Source organism: Galbibacter pacificus (assembly GCF_029603165.1).
Classification (GTDB): Bacteria; Bacteroidota; Bacteroidia; order Flavobacteriales; family Flavobacteriaceae; genus Galbibacter; species Galbibacter pacificus.
The window spans coordinates 280,599-299,031 of record NZ_JAQSVC010000004.1 but is presented as its reverse complement, the minus strand read 5'-3'; the positions used below and the strand labels follow the sequence as shown (position 1 = coordinate 299,031).

Annotated in this window: 15 protein-coding genes; 7 read left to right on the top strand and 8 right to left on the bottom strand. The window is 39.1% G+C overall.

Translation table 11 applies throughout. The features are described from left to right. Position 1: 1 nt before the first annotated feature. From PSF86_RS12680 to hemA, 3 genes are read right to left on the bottom strand one after another with little or no spacing between them, the layout of a single operon-like run. Positions 2-1,744, bottom strand: a complete 1,743-nt coding sequence (locus tag PSF86_RS12680) for a TrkH family potassium uptake protein (protein WP_277900452.1) — start codon at positions 1,742-1,744, stop codon at positions 2-4. After that, positions 1,741-2,658, bottom strand: coding sequence for a hydroxymethylbilane synthase (gene hemC / locus PSF86_RS12675; RefSeq protein WP_277900451.1), 918 nt, complete (start codon positions 2,656-2,658; stop codon positions 1,741-1,743). The genes PSF86_RS12680 and hemC overlap by 4 nt, the downstream gene beginning before the upstream one ends. Further along, positions 2,655-3,908: a glutamyl-tRNA reductase gene (gene hemA, locus PSF86_RS12670; RefSeq protein ID WP_277900450.1), complete on the bottom strand. Its 1,254-nt coding sequence runs from the start codon at positions 3,906-3,908 to the stop codon at positions 2,655-2,657. Before hemA ends, hemC begins: the two co-directional genes overlap by 4 nt. 238 nt (positions 3,909-4,146) lie before the next feature. Here hemA and PSF86_RS12665 point away from each other — a divergent pair, with 238 nt between their 5' ends. The 7 genes from PSF86_RS12665 (at position 4,147) to PSF86_RS12635 (ending at position 11,286) form a co-directional block, all read left to right on the top strand. Continuing rightward, positions 4,147-5,004: an AraC family transcriptional regulator gene (locus tag PSF86_RS12665; protein ID WP_277900449.1), complete on the top strand. Its 858-nt coding sequence runs from the start codon at positions 4,147-4,149 to the stop codon at positions 5,002-5,004. A 3-nt stretch (positions 5,005-5,007) separates the two neighbouring features. Continuing rightward, positions 5,008-5,784, top strand: a complete 777-nt coding sequence (locus tag PSF86_RS12660) for a ThuA domain-containing protein (RefSeq protein WP_277900448.1) — start codon at positions 5,008-5,010, stop codon at positions 5,782-5,784. Positions 5,785-5,909: 125 nt separating this feature from the next. Continuing rightward, positions 5,910-6,938 carry a ferrochelatase gene (gene hemH, locus PSF86_RS12655; protein ID WP_277900447.1) on the top strand — a complete coding sequence of 343 codons (1,029 nt, stop codon included), beginning with the start codon at positions 5,910-5,912 and terminating at the stop codon, positions 6,936-6,938. A gap of 87 nt (positions 6,939-7,025) precedes the next feature. Further along, positions 7,026-8,381, top strand: coding sequence for an MATE family efflux transporter (locus PSF86_RS12650; RefSeq protein WP_277900446.1), 1,356 nt, complete (start codon positions 7,026-7,028; stop codon positions 8,379-8,381). A 12-nt stretch (positions 8,382-8,393) separates the two neighbouring features. Continuing rightward, positions 8,394-8,945, top strand: a complete 552-nt coding sequence (locus PSF86_RS12645; protein WP_277900445.1) for a CopD family protein — start codon at positions 8,394-8,396, stop codon at positions 8,943-8,945. Positions 8,946-9,061: 116 nt separating this feature from the next. Beyond that, positions 9,062-10,489 (top strand): sensor histidine kinase, encoded by a 1,428-nt coding sequence (locus PSF86_RS12640; protein WP_277900577.1) that lies wholly within the window; start codon positions 9,062-9,064, stop codon positions 10,487-10,489. A 20-nt stretch (positions 10,490-10,509) separates the two neighbouring features. Next, a complete protein-coding gene (locus PSF86_RS12635) occupies positions 10,510-11,286 on the top strand; it encodes an enoyl-CoA hydratase/isomerase family protein (RefSeq protein WP_277900444.1) in 777 nt (258 codons plus the stop codon). 58 nt (positions 11,287-11,344) lie between these two features. On the opposite strand, the gene PSF86_RS12630 is transcribed toward PSF86_RS12635, so the two are convergent. The 5 genes from PSF86_RS12630 to PSF86_RS12610 all read right to left on the bottom strand — a co-directional run bounded on the left by PSF86_RS12630 (position 11,345) and on the right by PSF86_RS12610 (position 18,428). Continuing rightward, positions 11,345-12,754 carry a glycoside hydrolase family 30 protein gene (locus PSF86_RS12630; protein WP_277900443.1) on the bottom strand — a complete coding sequence of 470 codons (1,410 nt, stop codon included), beginning with the start codon at positions 12,752-12,754 and terminating at the stop codon, positions 11,345-11,347. A 3-nt stretch (positions 12,755-12,757) separates the two neighbouring features. After that, positions 12,758-14,467, bottom strand: coding sequence for a cellulase family glycosylhydrolase (locus PSF86_RS12625; RefSeq protein ID WP_277900442.1), 1,710 nt, complete (start codon positions 14,465-14,467; stop codon positions 12,758-12,760). An 11-nt stretch (positions 14,468-14,478) separates the two neighbouring features. Beyond that, positions 14,479-15,942, bottom strand: a complete 1,464-nt coding sequence (locus PSF86_RS12620) for a glycoside hydrolase family 30 protein (protein WP_277900441.1) — start codon at positions 15,940-15,942, stop codon at positions 14,479-14,481. 93 nt (positions 15,943-16,035) lie between these two features. Continuing rightward, positions 16,036-16,908, bottom strand: a complete 873-nt coding sequence (locus tag PSF86_RS12615) for a hypothetical protein (RefSeq protein WP_277900440.1) — start codon at positions 16,906-16,908, stop codon at positions 16,036-16,038. Positions 16,909-16,919: 11 nt separating this feature from the next. Beyond that, positions 16,920-18,428, bottom strand: a complete 1,509-nt coding sequence (locus PSF86_RS12610; protein ID WP_277900439.1) for a RagB/SusD family nutrient uptake outer membrane protein — start codon at positions 18,426-18,428, stop codon at positions 16,920-16,922. Positions 18,429-18,433 lie beyond the last annotated feature (5 nt).

Here is an 18,433-nt window from a genome sequence, read left to right as displayed (position 1 = left end):
TTTAATTGATTAGTATATTTTCTTTTGGATACTCATAGAATTGAGTGTTCATTTGTCTTAAAACCCCTATAAGGATGTTGAGCATTCCTATCCGCCCAATAAACATTACAACAATTATTACCACCTTGCTGGGATAGCTCAGCACGGGGGTTAAATTTAAGCTGAGCCCAACGGTGCTATATGCAGAGAAAGACTCGAATGCAAGCGAGATAAGGTCTCTTTTGGGTTCGAAAAACAATAGCAATAAAATGGAAATACCAATAGTTATTAATGAAATGCACAAAATGGCAAAGGCCCTGTTTAAAGTAGCATTATCAATACTTCGGGTTCCAATTTCTATTTGCTTTTTATTTCTGGCAATGGCAAAAATATTAAGTGTAGCCAAAGCAAAAGTAGTGGTTTTTATACCACCGGCCGTTGATGCTGGCGAGCCACCTATCCACATTAACAAAATTACAAACAATAAAGAGGGCATGGTTAAATGCGCATAATCTATTGTGTTAAAACCTGCTGTTCTTGGAGTAACCGATTGAAATGCAGTGGCGGTAATTTTTCCAAAGGTAGAATTGTGTTCTACAAGTGTATTGCTGCTTTCGTTAAAATAGAAAAATACAAACCCCGAAATAAGCAAAAGCATGGTTGTTGTCATTACAATTTTAGAATTAAGGGTAATCAGCCTTACCAATTGTGCTTTATGCTCGCGGTTGAACAAATTAAAAATGTATGTTTTTAAATAGCTAAAGAAATTAAAAACGATATTGTAACCCAAGCCCCCAAAAACAATAAGTGTCATAATGGCCCATTGAAAAGGATAGTCAAACCTCAATGCCTGGTTAAACAGCCCATCGGGAGCTGTTGAAAACCCAGCGTTACAAAATGCCGATATGGAATGAAAAATACTAAAAAAGATGGGGTTGTCTATTTTAGAGAGGTCTTCAATTGAAAAATAAATAAAAATAGCGCCTATACCTTCTAAAGCAAAGGTAAAGGCAACAATGTTCATGGCAAATTTTAAAGTGTCCTTTAAGGTTTCAGAAGCAACATAATCTTTTACATAGAGCGTTTCCTTAAACGATGAACCGCCTTTAAAGAAATAAGCAAAAAAAGAGGTAAAGGTTAATATTCCCAAACCGCCCAGTTGTATAAGGAACAATATTATGGTATGCCCAAATACGGTAAAATCGGTAGCAGTATCCATTACTGCCAAGCCGGTAACGCACACGGCACTTGTCGAGGTAAAAAAGGCATCTATAAAATGCAATTCCCCAACGGTTGTTGCCTTTGGTAACATTAATAAAAAGGCACCTATGAGGTCGAATATAAAAAAGCTTCCCGCAAAAAGAATTGCAGGGTTAAAGTAAATACTGTACAAATAACGTATTACAATGGTAAGCCTTAAAATAAGGTAGAGCAGCAGAGACCCTTCTAAAAACGGTTTTATTTTAAAAAGGTATTGTTGCAAAATATGTTGGGATGCAAAAACATACACCCCTATGCTTAAAAGCACCACTGCCGAAAAAATGCTGACATAGGTTAGGCTAAGGAGTTTTCGGCTTTTGTCTTTTAAAATAAAATAACGGTATATATTGGTGCCAAGTAGGATTAATATTAATGCACTTATGATAATGAGTTTATGGGCCCTGAATTTTTCGTAAATAAAAAACCCAAAATCAAAAATGAGAAAACTAATGACAATAAAGTCAATTATTAAAAAAAATAACCGTTGCGGACTAACTTTTCTCACACACTTAATTCTTTTTTAATTTTTTTCATTATTTCTTCTCCACCCAAACTTAATATTTCTTTGGCACATAAAGCACCTAAACCTTCGCAATGTTCAATAAGTACTCTCTTTTCAACGGTTGCTTTTTGTTTTCCGTCCAAAGAGAAAACACCGCCAAGAAAGCTTATGTAATCAATATCAATAGTTGCCAATGCTCCTATAGGTGCCGTGCAGCCACCTTCTAAAGTCCTTAAAAAGTCCCTTTCGATGCTCGTGCAGATATCGGTTTCGTAATGGCTTAGCTTTTCCAGCGCTTTTCGGGAATAGTTGTCGTTTTCCATGGCAACCACAAGCATGGCTCCTTGTGCCGGGGCAGGGATCATCCAGTCCAGTTCGGTATAATGTTTGGGTTTTAGGTTAATCCGTTCCAAACCTGCTGCGGCAAAAACCGCACCGTCCCAAGCATTGTCCTTTAATTTTTGAAGACGTGTATTTACATTGCCCCTAAGATCTTCAATGGTGTGTTTTGGGTATCTGTTAAGCCATTGTGCTTTGCGCCTAAGGCTCCCGGTGGCTATGGTTGCTTTTTTGCCAAACCCCTGAGGTTTTTCTTTGTGTATCAGCAGGTCTTTTGTGTTTGCTCTTTCCAGTACGGCAGCTTTTACTATGCCCGAAGGCAACTGCGTTGGAACATCTTTCATGCTGTGTACGGCTATGTCTATGAAGCCGTTGTGCATGGCAACGTCCAAGGTTTTGGTAAAAATGCCCGTAATCCCCAATTCGTGCAAGGGCTTGTCCAGAACAAGGTCCCCGTCTGATTTTACAGGAACAATCGTTGCTTCATGGCCATTGCGGATTAATAAATCTTTTACGTGGTTAGCCTGCCATAGCGCCAGTTCGCTATCGCGAGTTCCAATTTTTATTACTTTATTCATTTTGAAGTTTCTAATTGAAACACTTTTTTTATAAGTTCGATGCTGTCGTCTGAGGTGTTTGAACTTTCTTTTAAATGATTGGCGAAGTGCGTCGTGATTTTTTGAATGATGCGGTTACTTATAATTTCTGCCTGTTCGTCATTAAAGTCGCTTATTTTTTTACGCTGAAAATCAATTTCGGCATCTTTTAATGTTTTTAACTTTTTTTTCAATGCTTTAATGGTGGGGGCAAACTTTCGCGTTTCCAGCCAATGTTTAAAATCGGTTTCTACCTCTTGGATGATTGCTTCAGCCTGCGGAATAAATTTTTCCCTGCGTTTTAAAGTATCGTCCGTAATTCTAGACAGCTGATCCAAATGTACCAAGGTAACGTTTTTGTGCTCCTCCACATTAAGATCGACATTCTGGGGGATAGATAAGTCTAAAATTAATAAATCTTTTGAAGTGTAAATAAGTTCTTTTGAAATAGTTGGCTTTTGGGCGCCCGTTGCAACGATAAGAACGTCGCTCTTTTTAATTTCTTCCGGAAGGTTGCTGTATTCCTTGACTATTAAATTGAATTTCCCGGCAACCTTCTCTGCTTTGTCCTTGGTCCTATTAATAAGGACAATATGGTCGTTCTTGGTATGTTTTACCAAATTTTCACAGGTATTCCGGCCTATTTTCCCCGTTCCGAAAAGCAAAATGTTTTTATTGGAAATATCGGGCACTTTGGCCAAAATGTATTGTACCGAAGCAAATGCAACCGAAGTTGCCCCCGATGAAATCTCGGTTTCGTTTTTAATGCGCTTGCTTGCCTGTATTACGCTGTTGCAAAGACGCTCCATAAAATGATTGGTTACCCCTTTTTCTTTTGAAGCTATGAAACTTTGCTTTATCTGACTGATAATTTCAAAATCGCCCAAAATCTGACTGTCCAAACCGGTCCCGACCCTAAATAAATGAGAAATGGCATGGTTGTTTTTATATACATAGCCAATGCTCTGAAACTCTTCCACGGTACCGTTGGAATTGCCACAAAGCAGTTGAATAAGTTGAAACGGGTGCTGTGCAAAACCAAATATTTCGGTTCGGTTGCAGGTCGAGGTTACTAAAATGCCATCTATCCCGGCAGACTTCGCTTGATCCAAAAGTGCATTTTTTGCTGTCTCGTCCAAACTGAATTTCCCCCTAAGGGCGGCATCGGCTTTTTTGTAGCTAATGCCAATGGCGTAGAAAGAACTATGTTTTGATATATTATAAGCTTCCATTCAGTGTTTTCTGAAATCGGTGACAAAAATATATTTTATAAAAGTAAAAAAATAACGCTAGAAGAACTTTTTATGTCGCTACAAGAAAAACAGTGTTTTTTTGGACTTTTATAGCTTAAAATAATGTACTTTTGAAGTAAAATAAACCCTTTTCGGGTTTTTTGTTTAGAACAATTCTAAATAACACACTGAAATTACAAGTGCTTGATTTTATAAAAAAATAACGCTGTAAGTGCTCATGGAAGAAATTATAATTGAAGATAGGCTGACTTTGTTGAAAATTCAAAATGAAGGTAATGACATTCAGCATATTAGCAAACAAATTGACAGTAGTTTTATCCAGTTCCACTTTTGTTTAAAGGGAAGTTCGATTTTTCATTTTAACCAGGGAAATTATGCCATTGACTTAAAAGAAGACCAAGCTTTACTACTTTACAACCCACAACGGGATTTACCCATCAATTTGGAGCTCAACTCGAAAACCTGGCTTATCTCCGTATTGATACCCATAAAGAAGTTTCACTCGCTTTTTTCTTCGGAAGCAGATTATATTCATTTTTTAAATGAAGAAAACATAGATAAGAAATATTACAACAATGCCATAATAACCCCGGTGATGTCTGTGGTTTTAAGCCAGATAATGAATTATAATCTGCACCCGTCCATAAAGCCGCTTTATTTAAAAGGGAAGATATACGAGCTATTGAGCCTTTATTTCAACAAACCGGAAGACGCCGATATAGAACAATGTCCGTTTTTAATAGACGAAGACAATGTCCGCCGCATTAGAAAGGCAAAAGACATTGTTATTTCCAGAATGGCTGAACCGCCCTCGCTTCAAGAACTGTCGGATGAAATAGGGTTAAACTTAAAAAAATTAAAAGAAGGGTTTAAGCAGGTCTATGGAGATTCGGTGTATAGTTTTTTGTTTGATTATAAAATGGAATATGCGCGAAAAATGCTCGAAACGGGCGAACTTAATGTAAACGAAGTCGGTTTGCGCGTAGGATATAGCACCGCAAGTCATTTTATTGCCGCTTTCAAGAAAAAGTACGGAACCACACCAAAAAAATACATAATGTCATTAAACACTTAAATTATGATAAGCTTAAAACCAACTTGCAAAGTCTTTTTTATTTTGTTCCTCAATTGCTTTTTATTTTGTACCGCACAAGATTCAGAAAAAGATAACACGGGCAAAGTACCGCAGGAAGAACAGGTGCTTGTTTTTACAAAAACCAATGGATATAGGCACAAATCTATTGAAACAGGTGTCGAACTGATAAAAAAACTGGGAAATGAAAATAATTTTAAAGTTGTGCATACAGAAGATTCGTTGCAGTTTAACACATCGAACCTATCAAAATACAAAGTAGTTTTATTTCTTTCCACCACCATGGACGTACTTGGGGACGAACAACAGCAGGCCTTTAAAAAATACATTCAAAACGGTGGCAGTTTTATGGGCATCCATGCCGCCAGCGATACCGAATATGGCTGGCCATGGTACGGAAAACTGGTCGGGGCTTATTTTGTAAGTCACCCTAATAACCCAAATGTACGAAAGGCCACAATACAGATTCTAGATAAATCACATGTCTCAACACAAATGTTGCCCGGAAAAACGTGGGAAAGGAACGACGAGTGGTATAACTTTAAAGATATTAACCCCGATATACATGTGTTGCTTAATTTAGATGAAAATTCATATGAAGGCGGAGAAAACGGCGAGCACCATCCAATTGCATGGTATCATGAGTTTGATGGTGGCCGGGCCTTTTATATCGGTGGGGGCCATACCATCGAGTCTTATTCAGAACCCCTTTTTGTAGCGCATGTATTGGGAGGTCTTACCTATTGCTTGGGGCGTGATTAATATCAATATTATTTATAGCGGCATAAAACCTTAACAGGGAAAAAGAAGAAATTAATATGTTAAAGCATTAGCTTTGCAAAAAATTTAAAAAACCTGCTTGGCACAGAGCAAAAAAGCAAGAATGAATGAAAGGAGTATTATTGGTTAATTTGGGTTCTCCAGATTCTACAGACCCTAAAGATGTTAAGCGATATTTAGAAGAGTTTTTAATGGACGAACGAGTTATAGACCTTCCTTTATGGCTACGCACTTTCATTGTAAAAGGAATAATTTTAAATACCAGACCAAAAAAATCTGCGGCAGCTTATGAAAAAATCTGGTGGGAGGAAGGATCCCCGTTAATTGTCCTTTCAGAGAGATTGCAGGAAAAAATAGACCATTTAACACAGGTTCCCGTGGCTTTGGCCATGCGCTACGGAAACCCATCCATACAAAACGGTTTGCAAACACTTTATAACGAAGGCGTAACCGATGTTTTATTAATACCCCTATACCCACAATTTGCCATGGCTACAACGGAAACCATTTTGGTCAAGGCCGAAGAATTGCGGCAAAGGCATTTTCCGGAAATGCAGTTTACCAATGTACCGGCTTTTTACAATCACCCGGATTATGTGCGCGTGTTATCCGAATCCATTCAATCGCAATTGGAAAATAAGGAGTGGGACCATTTGCTGTTTTCATACCACGGGGTTCCGGAAAGGCACATCAAAAAGTCTGATATTACAAAGTCGCATTGTAAAATAGACGGGCAATGTTGCCAAACCGCTTCTCCTGCGCATCAATTTTGTTACCGTCACCAATGTTTGGAAACCACAAGGCAGGTGGCCGCTTATTTAGGGTTAAAGGAAGGGACATACTCAAGTTCTTTTCAATCAAGATTGGGTATAGATCCTTGGTTGCAACCTTTTACCGACAAAACAATTAATAAATTTGCAAGCGAAGGCGTGGATAAGCTTGCCGTGGTTACCCCCGCATTTGTGTCAGATTGTATAGAAACTTTAGAAGAAATTGGAATGGAGGCCCGGCATGAATTTCAACAAAATGGAGGCAAAACGTTTCATATGCTCGCCTGCTTGAACGATGATGAAGCATGGGTAAAAGTATTATCCCGTTGGATCGATGAATGGGCACTTAGCCCCATTGAAAAATAAAGAATAAATGTCCTGCACTTGCTGGCAAACATATGTTGCACAAGAAAGCATAGAACCTATCAACCTTACTTAGTAAGTTAAAAAAATATGGCAAAAGCTACTTCAAAAGAATTGGGAACAGATTCCATAGGCAAATTATTGGTGCGTCAAGCAGTGCCGGCCTCCATTGGTATTCTGGTAATGTCGCTAAATATCTTGGTCGATACCATTTTTGTGGGGAACTGGATTGGTTCTGTAGCTATTGCGGCCATTAATGTGGTGCTCCCGGTCTCGTTTTTTATAGCCGCTTTGGGAATGGCAATCGGGATTGGCGGTTCTTCCATAATTTCCAGGGCATTAGGCGCCGAAGAACCAAAAAAGGCACTAAAAACCTTTGGAAATCAAATTACGCTTACTTTTCTTCTAACATCGGTTTTTGTAATTGTTGGTTTGGTATTTGTAGATACCATAATACCAAGTTTTGGTGGAAAGGGTGCAATATTCGATCCGGCAAAGATCTATTACAAAATAGTACTTTATGGGGTTCCTTTCTTGGCATTGTGCATGCTGGGGAATAATGTAATAAGGGCAGAAGGACGGCCAAAGTTTGCCATGATTGCTATGATTATCCCATCGGCGGGTAATTTAATCTTCGATTATATATTTATAAATGTGCTGGACTACGGAATGTATGGTGCGGCATGGGCCACGACGGGATCTTATATGTGCTGCTTTATTTACATAGTTTGGTATTTTTTATCAAAAAATTCCGAGCTTAAAATAAACTGGTCCCATTTTGGGCTAAATAAAAGTATTGTTTTCGAAATTGCTTCATTGGGTGGGGTTACCCTTGCAAGACAGGCCGTGGTAAGCATTACGTATTTATTTTTAAACAATATCCTGTTTGAACTGGGCGGCGAATCGTCGGTTACGGTATATGCCATTATTGGGCGCATGCTTATGTTTGCATTGTTTCCGGTGCTGGGTATTACCCAAGGTTTTTTGCCAATTGCAGGATTTAATTATGGGGCCAAGCAATACCAAAGAGTGCGGGAATCCATTAATACGGCTATTAAATATGCCGTAATTTTAGGCTTTGCCATTTTTATTTTGATAATGTTGTTCCCCGAGGCAATAACCAATGTGTTTACACACGACAAGGAAGTCTTGGCCGAGACACCCGGAGCCATGCGTTGGGTCTTTGCCGCTACGCCAATTGTGGTGATACAATTAATAGGTTCGGCTTATTTTCAAGCCATTGGAAAAGCCAAACCGGCATTGTTGCTTACCTTGACACGGCAGGGGTTATTTTTTATACCGTTGATATTGATCTTGCCCAAGTTTTACGGTGAAATCGGGGTTTGGATATCCTTTCCTATAGCAGATGTTCTTTCTACCATCGTTACTGGATATTTTTTGAATAAAGAAGTGCGAAAAGAACTGGTTATTACAGAGAATAATTAATTTTAAAGCAAGATGGCCGAATATTACAACTACATAAAGGCATTACATTTAATTTTTGTTATTACTTGGTTTGCAGGATTGTTCTATATTCCAAGGTTGTTTGTCTATCAAATTGAAGCATTCCAAAAACCATCGCCCGAAAAGGAAATTTTGGGCAAACAACTTAAATTAATGGCCAAGCGCTTGTGGTTCATCATTACCTGGCCGTCGGCTATTTTAGCCCTGTTTTTTGCAATATTGTTGCTGGTAATAATGCCGGGATGGCTTCAACAGGGGTGGATGCACATAAAGCTCCTTTTTGTTTTTTTGCTGATTTTATATCATTTAAAAACACATCAAATCTTTAAGCAACTACAGCGGGACGAGGTAAAATACACCTCCAAATCTATGCGTATTTGGAACGAAGGATCCACCATCATCTTGTTTTCAGTAGTTTTTCTAGTAATTTTAAAAGATAGCCTTAATTGGGTATTTGGCGTTGTCGGTATTTTTATTTTGGCAATTTTGCTCATGCTGGGCATACGTTTGTATAAACGTATTCGCGATAAAAATCCGGAGGCCTGACGTATTTAAAGGTTGGATATTTATAAAAACATTGGTGTAATTATTGTTATCTTTAAAATTGAAAAATTGCAATTGTGTATAATAAACTTTCGCTTCGGACACGCATATTCATTACCATGATTTTTATAGTGGTGCTGGCATCTGTGCTTATCGCCGGGGTTACTATTTATCAATACAAAGAACAGGCCGAAGATTACCACAAAGAATACCTTGAAAGAAAAGAAGACCAGCTCAACGCTCAAATAGATTATATATTGAAGAATACTACTTGGGAGGTTAAAACCGAAAACCTTATGTATATTCTGGAATATAAAAATGCCATTTATGAAGCTTCAGATGTATTGGATATCAATTTTAATGTATACGACCTTGAAGGAAACCTAATAATAAGCTCAAAACCTAGAATTGGCCTGGACGAAACCAATAATCAATTGGACCAAAGCATTATTCACGGGCTGGCTTCCAGTTTTACCAAGCGTTATATAGAAAAGACCAAAGCGGCCGGCGACCGTTTTCAATCTTCTTATAGTTATATTTTAGACCCTAAATTTAAACCGATCGGTATCCTTCATATCCCTTATTATGAAGACGATACTTTTAATAACAGCGAGTTAAAAGAGTTTTTGCTAAGGCTCGGTGCCGTATACCTTATTTTACTTGCCCTTGCGGTAATGCTTGCCTATGTTATATCTAAATATATTACACGATCCCTAAAAGCCATTAGCGAAAAACTATACCAGACCAGGCTTAGCAAGCAGAACCAAAAAATTTATCTGGACGACCCCAGTGAAGAAATTGGCGCTTTGGTAAATGCCTACAACGGTATGGTAGACGAACTCGAGAACAGTGCTACATTACTAGCCAAAAGCGAACGTGAACAGGCATGGCGCGAAATGGCTAAGCAAGTGGCCCACGAAATTAAAAACCCGCTTACGCCCATGCGCCTGAGCGTTCAAAACTTTCAGCGAAAATTCGACCCGGACGACGAAAATGCATCAAATAAAATAAACGAATTCTCAAAAACATTAATTCAGCAAATCGATACCATGAGTAATATTGCTTCGGCCTTTGGAAGTTTTGCCAATATGCCGGCACAGCAAAACGAAACACTAAATGTTATTGAAGTGGTGCGGTTGTCGGTCGATATTTTCAATGAAGACTATATAAAGTTTTTTTCAGAAGAAAAAGAAATTATAGCAAAACTGGACAGGACCCAGTTAATAAGGATAATTACAAATTTGGTGAAAAATGCAACGCAGGCACTGGCACCAGACAGGGAACCTAAAATTGTAGTGAACGTCTACTCTGATAAAGACCTGGTAAAAATTTCTGTAGCCGATAATGGTATTGGCATTGCCCCCGAAAACCAAGAAAAAATATTCGAACCGAAGTTTACCACCAAGACCAGCGGAATGGGGCTTGGTCTAGGAATGGTAAAAAATATTGTTGAAACCTATAACGGGCATATATGTATGTCGTCTGTTTTGGGAAAAGGAACTGTTTTTACCGTATCTTTTCCTAAATTTAAAGAGAAATCAGAATAAAAAGTATAAATAAGACATCTATGAGCTTTGAAAATATTTTAATCGATATTCAGGAACATATTGGTTTAATTACCATTAACCGCCCTAAAAAATTAAATGCACTTAATAAAGCTACTATTGAAGAACTGCACGAAGCCTTTAAAAACCTTGAAGAAGACCCCGATGTACGGGTTATTATTATAACCGGAGCAGGGGAAAAGGCATTTGTTGCAGGTGCCGATATTGCAGAATTTGCTAACTTTTCGGTGTATGAAGGGTCGCAATTGGCCGCAAAAGGCCAAGAACTGCTTTTTAATTTAATAGAAAATCTTAGCACCCCGGTAATTGCTGCCATTAACGGTTTTGCATTGGGGGGTGGTTTGGAATTGGCAATGGCGTGCCATTTTAGAGTGGCAAGCGACCATGCTAGAATGGGGCTTCCGGAAACATCTTTGGGCGTTATCCCCGGTTATGGAGGTACGCAAAGACTTCCGCAATTGGTAGGAAAAGGAAGAGCCATGGAAATGATTTTAACTGCCGGAATGATTGGTACCGAGCAAGCCTTGATGTCCGGGCTCATCAACCATATGGTTGCCCAGGAGCAGTTAATTCCTTTTTGTGAAAAAATAGCCGGAAAAATTATCAATAACTCCCCCGTGGCAATTTCATCGGCCATAGCTTCCATAAACGCAGGATTTGGCAGTAATGGTTACCGTAAAGAAATTGAAGCTTTTGGCGAATGTTTTGGCACCGAAGATTTTAAGGAAGGCACCACCGCATTTTTAGAAAAACGAAAAGCGGATTTCCCCGGGGAATAAAACAAAAGAGGCCAATTGGCCTCTTTTCTGCATAAAAAGATGTAGGTAGGGAATAATTTTATTGAACAAGTGTTGCTACAGCTCTTGCCATAACTTGAACGTATACATTTGTATGGCCTATTTTTATTTGAACTTGCTGAGGTTGATCGGTTTTATTCAATATGACAGAAACAATCTTTCCTTCTTTGGTTTTAAAAGTTACATTAGGAACCATATCATTGGTGCTGGAGGCAACCCTTACCGAACTCGGGGGTATAAATTTAGAAGCTTGTGCTACAATATAATATGCCGGATTTCGTGATACAGAGTCACTTTTAATGGTTATGGCGCCCAAACAAATATCGCATCCGCCCCTGTCCGTATGTGGGTCCATTTTTTCATCAGCGGCCAAGTTCCATTCCAAAACCGTTTTACACCAGTTTCGCGTAGCGCCAATAATAAGATTTTCGGTATGCCATTCCATTTCTTTCTCAAAATCGCCCGGTGCACCCACCCATTGTTCGGTAAAATAAAGATTTTTATCCGGATGCTTTTGATGTACTTTGGAAAGTGCATCAATTTCCCCGCCGTATAAATGAAATGCAGCGCCATCTATATATTTGGCAGCTTCGGGATCGTCTAAAATAGAAATAGGGTAATCAATCCGGTCGGCATTATGATCGTAAATCACAATTTTGGTCGTAATGTTATTTTTATTAAAAGCAGGTCCCAGATTGTGTTTAATAAAATCGGCCTGTTGTGCCGCCAGCATAAGCGTGCTGGGGTTGTTGCCGGGGTGCAGGGGCTCGTTTTGTACGGTAATGGCGTCCAAGGTAATCCCGTGTTCTTCCATCGCTTTGAGATACTTTACAAAATATTGGGCATATACTTCATGGTATGCTTTTTTTAAGCTTCCGCCACGGGTATCGTTATTGGTTTTCATCCATTTTGGGGGCGACCATGGCGAGCCCATTATTTTTATATCGGGATTTATTTTTAGAATATCCTTTAATACCGGAATTAAATAAAGCGTGTCGTAAGCCAAAGAAAAGTGTTCTAAATTTTCATCGGTTTTTCCTTCGGCAATATCATCATAAGACCAAGGTTTCTCATCAAGGTCCGAAGAACCAATGCTTATCCGCAAATAACTTGCCCCAATGCTGTTTTTGCCCGTGCCAAAAAGCTCTTCCAAGATTTTTATCCGGGCAGAATCGCTCATTTTATAAAGGTGCATGGCGCTACCGCCTGTTAAGCTGTACCCAAACCCATCCATGGTTTGGTAGGTTTTTGTGGTGTCAATATTTATAATAACTGCATTTCCAGGGGGTTTTTCAGAATGGTTTTCAATCGGGACTTTTTTTAACAATACAGATTTATCCAGGGAAGTAACCCATAACAATGCATCGTTGTTTTGTTGTTCTTTTTTAGTTGAACAAGAAAATGCAATAAAAGCAATTCCCAGTAACAGTAAGTTATATTTTTGTAGCATTTTTTATTTTTTGATAAGAATTTCCTTTAGGTCCGGCCGACCTTTAAGAACGGTAATTTTGAGTTGATTGAAACCTTTGTTAAGCGTTATTTTTTTTGCTTCTGAAGTGTTCCAAGATAAGTTTTTGGCAATTGTAATTACTTCAGAATATCCATCCTTGTTTTCTATTAAAACAGCACATTCCGAAGTAGTTTTTGTAGTAAATGCAATTTCATAATCCCCTTCTTCTGAAGCTTCAAAAGTATATTGAAGCCATTCGCCACGTTGGGTATCGCCTACATAATACCCGCTTTCGTCTTTGTAAATATCAATGCCGTCGTTTCTATAGGTGCGGCCATTGTTCCATCCTGTGCGCTCTTTTCCGGTAGAAACGTAATAATTTCCATAATCGGTATCAAAATAAGCAATGCCAAGCTTTCCAAGGTCGTAATTTACTGCCTTTATCAATGTATCTTCATCAATATTTACTGCTTTGTATGATTTTGTTCCGTTTGTTAATGGTAGGCGCATCATGGCATCTACAACATCTTTATGGAAAATATTGTTTTCAATTTTAGCATCTTCGGCGAGTTGCATCAGTGCGTCATAAGCTTCTTTTTGAGTGGGTTTATCGGCTTTATCAGCCCAATAATCCAACAATTTTTGATAGCCCGGGTTTACCTTAACCTCCAATGGATTGTTGAAGCCCAGCTTTTTTAGCGGCCACCAGCACCAACCAATATTGTTCTGCTGCATTAAAGTAATAGCATCGGTAAACCATACATTCGAGTTTTCCCCGGTTTCGCCTAACCAAATAGGGGTATTGTATTTTTTCCGAAAATCCAAAAAACCTTGAATTTCAGCTTGGGTGTTGTAGTTCCAGTATTTGTGGAAACTAATTACCATATTGTCGTCCCATGGGGGAAGAACGCCGTTGTAATTATTTCCCCAGCCGTTTCCTTCTATAATGAGGATGTGTTTTTTATCTACTTTCCTAATGGCTTTGGTGATTTCTACCATTAATTTTTTAAGCGGTTTGTTTTCCTGTTCGTCTATCCCGTTTTTATGTTTTCCGGTAAATGCCCAATTGGGCTCGTTAATAATATCGTAGGCGCCAATCCATGCTTCGTCTTTGTACCTTTCGGCCAATTTTTGCCAAAGCGCAACGAGTTTCTCTTGATTGGCTTTACTTTCCCATAAGGAAGGTTTAGAGGGGTCGCGGTCGGATATGTTTAGGTCGTGTCCTTGTCCGCCCGGAGTGGCATGCATGTCTAGAATGAGGTACATTTTATTCTCTTTGCACCATTGCAATAAAGAATCGGTCATCTGGAAACCTTTTTCCAGCCATGTTTGTTTGCCTTTTACGGGTTCGTCTTCTATGGGGAGCGTATAAAGATTGTAATGCATGGGAAGCCTAACAGAGTTAAACCCCCAGCTCTTTAACGAATCGATATCGGTTTTTTGGGTATGGTTGGCAAGCCAACGGTTGTAAAATTCTGCCGTAGCTTCTTTTCCAATTAATGCTTCAATATGTTGTTTAAAAACATATTGCTGACCCGAGAAGGGAACTTTAAGCATATAACCTTCTTGGAGCATGTGTCCGCCAAGGCCAATTCCTTTTAGCAATACATTTTCGCCTTTTTCGTTTACAATTTTTTGACCATCGGTATGCAGGTTTTGTGAAAAACCAATTGCTGTTATGGCCAGAAATAAGATATTAATTAAATTCTTCATTATGTTGTTGTTTATTTCCAAATAAAGGTTCCAACGGCCCCCGCTGGAAGCGCTATTGTAAACCATTTATCATTGTATTTTACATTAAAAGATTCGTCGTTGCCGCCATCGTTTTCCACAATAAGCACAATTTTGCCATTTGGGGTGGAGAACGCAGCATTTTGTAGCGTTCCACTTATGTTGCTTTCAATGCTAACAGACCCCTGCGGAACAAATTTAGAGGCATGCCCAACAATATAATACCCAACATTTCGGGTAATATTTCCGGCGTTGTCTATAGTTAATCCACCTTTGCAAACAGTACAACCCCCATTGGTATGAGGCTCGTAATATTCGTTGTTGGCCAAATTCCACTCAAGGGCATTTTTGCTCCAATTTCGCATGGAACCTATAATTACATTTTTTAAATGCCACTTTAAATCACCCCCAAAATCTCCTTGCGATGAGGTGTATTGTTCCGTAAAATACACATTCTTATCCGGAAAAGCATTATGTACGGTTGAAAGTACACTTATATCGCCCGAGTATAAATGAAAAGCAGCACCATCTGTATATTTATAGGCTTCAGGATCGTTAAAAACTGTAATTGGGTAATCTGGATTATCGCAATTGTGGTCCCAAGCAATAATTTTTGTTTCAATATTGGCAGCTTCAAAAGCAGGCCCCAGATTATTTTTTATAAATTCGGCTTGATTTTGGGCAGGCATGTACATGCTTGGGTTGTTCCCGTCGTGCAACGGCTCGTTTTGTGGGGTAATGGCATCAATGGTAATGCCTTGTTCTTTCATTGCACTGATATATTTTACAAAATACTGCGCATAAGCATCATAATATTCGGGAAGCAGCTCGCCGCCAATATAACTTTTGTTGTTTTTCATCCAAATCGGGGCGGTCCATGGACTGCCAAGTATTTTTATATTTGGGTTGATAACAAGAATTTCTTTCAACAGGGAAATAACGCCATCCATATCCTTTTCCAGACTAAAATTTTCCAGTTCGGTATCGGTTTCGCCTTCAGGTACCTCGCAATAAGTAAAAGGAGCTTCGTTTAAATCGGAAGCACCAATGCTTACACGCAAGTAGCTTATGGAAATGGCATTTTCTCCGTTTCCGAAAAGCTCTTTCAGTAAATTGCTTTTTTCAGATGAAGATAAACGTTGAATTGCCTGAGCACTTCCGCCAGTTAATGTAAAGCCAAAACCATCGATGGTTTGATATGTTTTAGTAGGGTTTACATTAATGGTGGCATAATTATTTGCTGACGAAACAAAGGCAATAGGCTCTGATTGTTTTTTTAATTTTTGAGATTGATCTCCCATTGTGACCCAAAAATCAACTTCGTTTTTGATATCGGGTGTTGGTGTGGGGGTAGGGTCTGGCGTGGGATTAACCGGATCATCATCTGAAGGTGAAAAACAAGCCGTAAAAATTAAAAAACAAAGAAAGATAAATACTGCTTTTTGCGTAATTTTCATATTGATTTTTTTCAGAAGTTGTAATGGAAATAAAAGAGGCTGTCCCGACAAGAAATCAAGACATCCTCTTTTAATAGCTAACTATAAAAAGGATTAAGAACCTCTCATTTCTACATCTGTTATCGTTATTCCTTCGGGTGCCACAGAAGCTCCACCTCCCCTGATAACTAAATAAATTGTGCCGTCTTGCTCAAAAGTAACTTCATTGGAAACGGTTTCCGTTTGCGAATTTTTTACACAACCAATTTGAGATAATTTCCCGCTAAAGGCTTCATTTCCGCATCCATCCCATGTATTTAATCCCATAATTCGTGTATCTGTATAATCCGAACCTTCTTGAGGAACAGTGGTTCCTGCATAGATTTCAAACCAAGTATCTTGATTGGCGCCTCCAGAAACTTTCATGTCTATGGTATAAACCTTATCTTTTTTTACTTCAATGGTTTGATAAATGCCTTGTTGGCTAGAGCTTTCTGTTGAATAAAGAGTTGCACTGCCTTCATTAAAAACCCATTCAGATCCTGAAGGGTTAATTTTAAGGATAGTCCATTTAGCATAATCGTCTTCATTTGCAAATTTTCCACCTTGAACCAGGTTTCCTGCAACTGGATCGGAGGTTTCTACCACCAATTCTTTGGTTAAAGAGCCTTTTGCGCCACCACGGCCAACGGCAATATGGGTAATGTTATAGGTTCCGGCATCTGGATAAAAAACTTCTTCGGTCATCTTACCTTTAAAAACCCCGTCGCCAAAATCCCATTGCGATGAAATTACGTTTTGGGTTTGCGCTTCCAGTAAATATCGATTGGTTTTCCCCTCGATGGGCGAAATAGTAAACGAAGCATCTACATTGGGGTCTGTAAGACCATTTCCTTCGTCGATTTCATCGGGCTGACAGCCAAAGAACAATCCTATTGCAATGGCCATTGTTCCGAATTTTTTTATATGATTGTATTTAAATGACATTTTTTTGCGATTTAGTAGTTAGGATTTTGTTCAATTAATGTGTTTTCCATTTCCTGAAGCGGAATCGGGAAAATCTCATTCTTCCCGGCTGTAAAACCTCTGTCGGCTAGAACAGAAGCCGCTTTTCCTGTTCTAACCAAATCGAACCATCGGTGTCCTTCTCCAGCCAATTCCATTCTTCTTTCGTGCATAATGGCATCCATGGAAACAGGGGTGGAGGCAAGCCCTACACGTGCACGTACTGCATCCAATAAAGCTTGCGCCCTTGAGCCTTGTGCGCCCAATGCTTCTGCTTCCATAAGGTAGGTGTCGGCTAAACGGATGATGTATACATCTTGTTTAAAGTTTAGCTCTACTGCCCCACCTCCGGTAGATTTATCAGAATTTAAGGGCATGAATTTTTTTAAGAAATAACCAGTGTCCAAATAACCAGGGCTATAATCGGCCAATCCATCTTCTTTAAGCGCTTTAACATCGGCAATGGTAGCATCGAAACGTGGGTCTTCTTTCATGGCATCATATAAATTTTGGGTAATTGGGTTAAAACTCCATCCCGAAACATAATCTGGGCCATCTTCTGATGCATTGTAATTTCTGGGGCCAACCATGATATTGATAGAGTTCCCTTCATCCGACCCGGACCCCCAATTACCCCAACCGGCATTACTTTGGTCTGTATGCGAGGATTCTAAAATAGACTCAGTATTGAATTTGTTACTGATAACCCAAAGGTTATTATAATCGTTCAACAATTTATAACCATATTTACTGGTTCCGCCTGGGGTCCCGTTAACTTGTGCCAATGTTGAAGCTGCCAAATCGTTTTTTCCTTCATACAGATAAACTTTCCCTAAAATGGCCATTGCGGTTCCTTGCGAAAGCCTTCCGGCTTCGTTTTCTAGATCGGTTATTTTTAAAGGTAAATTTGGAATAGCTTCCTTAAGATCTGTTTCAATTTGAGCATAAACCTCTTCGGGGTTTGCTTGAGCAACTTCATATATTTGAGATGTTTCAAGGGGTTCTATAATTAATGGAATGTTCTTGAACATGCGTACCAATTCAAAATAGAAATGTGCCCGTAATGCTTTTGTTTCGGCAGCATATCTGCTTTTTAAGGTTTCGTCCATAGGCACATCGGGAAGTTTGTCCAAAAGGACGTTGGCCCTAAAAACACCTTGATAAAAGTCGTTCCAATAACTGGCGGGAATGGTCGATGCATCGATACTGTAATTGGAAAAAGACTGTATGCCGGCACCATCTGTAGCACCGCCGCCGCCTGCATAATGGTCGTCTGAGCCAGCGTTCATCATTGTTACCATATTTTCAAAGCCACGGGACTGTTTTCCCAGAATATCGTATACTGCTATAAGTCCAGAATATGCCTCTTCGGGAGTTGAATAATAGCTTTCTTCAAGGGCTGTTCCTTCAGGTTTTACCTCTAAAAAATCTTTAGAACACGAACTTACTATCGCAACTAAAGCGAGGGCTAAAATTTTATGTTTTGTATTTATTAAAGTCATGATCT

Excerpts from the sequence above, each read along its gene's own strand:
- hemC (WP_277900451.1), bottom strand. The coding sequence starts at position 2,658 with ATGAATAAAGTAATAAAAATTGGAACTCGCGATAGCGAACTGGCGCTA.
- hemA (WP_277900450.1), bottom strand. The coding sequence starts at position 3,908 with ATGGAAGCTTATAATATATCAAAACATAGTTCTTTCTACGCCATTGGC.
- PSF86_RS12665 (WP_277900449.1), top strand. The coding sequence starts at position 4,147 with ATGGAAGAAATTATAATTGAAGATAGGCTGACTTTGTTGAAAATTCAA.
- PSF86_RS12660 (WP_277900448.1), top strand. The coding sequence starts at position 5,008 with ATGATAAGCTTAAAACCAACTTGCAAAGTCTTTTTTATTTTGTTCCTC.
- hemH (WP_277900447.1), top strand. The coding sequence starts at position 5,910 with ATGAAAGGAGTATTATTGGTTAATTTGGGTTCTCCAGATTCTACAGAC.
- PSF86_RS12650 (WP_277900446.1), top strand. The coding sequence starts at position 7,026 with ATGGCAAAAGCTACTTCAAAAGAATTGGGAACAGATTCCATAGGCAAA.
- PSF86_RS12645 (WP_277900445.1), top strand. The coding sequence starts at position 8,394 with ATGGCCGAATATTACAACTACATAAAGGCATTACATTTAATTTTTGTT.
- PSF86_RS12640 (WP_277900577.1), top strand. The coding sequence starts at position 9,062 with ATGATTTTTATAGTGGTGCTGGCATCTGTGCTTATCGCCGGGGTTACT.
- PSF86_RS12635 (WP_277900444.1), top strand. The coding sequence starts at position 10,510 with ATGAGCTTTGAAAATATTTTAATCGATATTCAGGAACATATTGGTTTA.
- PSF86_RS12630 (WP_277900443.1), bottom strand. The coding sequence starts at position 12,754 with ATGCTACAAAAATATAACTTACTGTTACTGGGAATTGCTTTTATTGCA.
- PSF86_RS12625 (WP_277900442.1), bottom strand. The coding sequence starts at position 14,467 with ATGAAGAATTTAATTAATATCTTATTTCTGGCCATAACAGCAATTGGT.
- PSF86_RS12620 (WP_277900441.1), bottom strand. The coding sequence starts at position 15,942 with ATGAAAATTACGCAAAAAGCAGTATTTATCTTTCTTTGTTTTTTAATT.
- PSF86_RS12615 (WP_277900440.1), bottom strand. The coding sequence starts at position 16,908 with ATGTCATTTAAATACAATCATATAAAAAAATTCGGAACAATGGCCATT.
- PSF86_RS12610 (WP_277900439.1), bottom strand. The coding sequence starts at position 18,428 with ATGACTTTAATAAATACAAAACATAAAATTTTAGCCCTCGCTTTAGTT.